Source organism: Vibrio sp. 1978 (assembly GCF_033344345.1).
Window position 1 is genome coordinate 1 of record NZ_JAWPOP010000582.1, and the last position, 646, is coordinate 646.

At 46.4% G+C, this 646-nt stretch carries 1 protein-coding gene and 1 pseudogene; both read right to left on the reverse strand.

Translation table 11 applies throughout. The features are described from left to right. Positions 1 to 137: 137 nt before the first annotated feature. On the reverse strand, positions 138 to 572 hold the full coding sequence (locus R8N49_RS31095; protein WP_412034929.1) for a protein YgfX: 435 nt from the start codon (positions 570 to 572) through the stop codon (positions 138 to 140). After that, a pseudogene (locus R8N49_RS27945) lies at positions 532 to 646 on the reverse strand (succinate dehydrogenase assembly factor 2 family protein); the annotation flags it as partial. The gene R8N49_RS31095 and the pseudogene R8N49_RS27945, both read right to left, overlap by 41 nt.

Sequence of the window (646 nt, forward strand, 5' to 3'; positions counted from 1 at the left end):
GCTGTGCAATGCAGCGTAAAGAGAGCCGCGGCCTGCACTACACGCTTGATTACCCAAATCAACTGGAAAACAGCGGCCCGACAATTCTGGTACCAGCAAAGCAGTTAACCGATAATTAATATCGAATGTAACGCTTATCAACAGGGAGCTTTGGCTCCCTGTTTCATTTTCCATTGACGCAAAATCAAGGAAAGTTGCCGATAGCACCGTTCATCACAACTGTCTCGCCAAATCGTCACCATTTCATCCGACTCTAGCGTAAAGGAGAGTTTAAAAGGCAGCGTCGTCAGGTTGACGTGTTTGATATGCGAACTACTCGTTTCGTTTTTTACCGTGCCGTCGCTGTGCACATACCAATGCCCTTGACTCGACAAAAGGACAAAGCCTGGATCACGTAGCTTGCTAGCAATCAGTAATAACAAATAAGTCGATAATACGAGCGGAATGTCGGAAAGCGACACGGCCCAAGTCAAGCTTAAGAAAACGGTCAGATTGCTGACTTGAGCCGTAATTGAGGAAGATACGTTAAGATTAACGAACTTTGCTGAGGTTGTGGGCAACAATTTTATCAACCATTGCTGCGTGGCCTAGGTTCTCGCTACGACCATGTCCCATCACCCAAGTGAACAGATCTGGATCATCACAT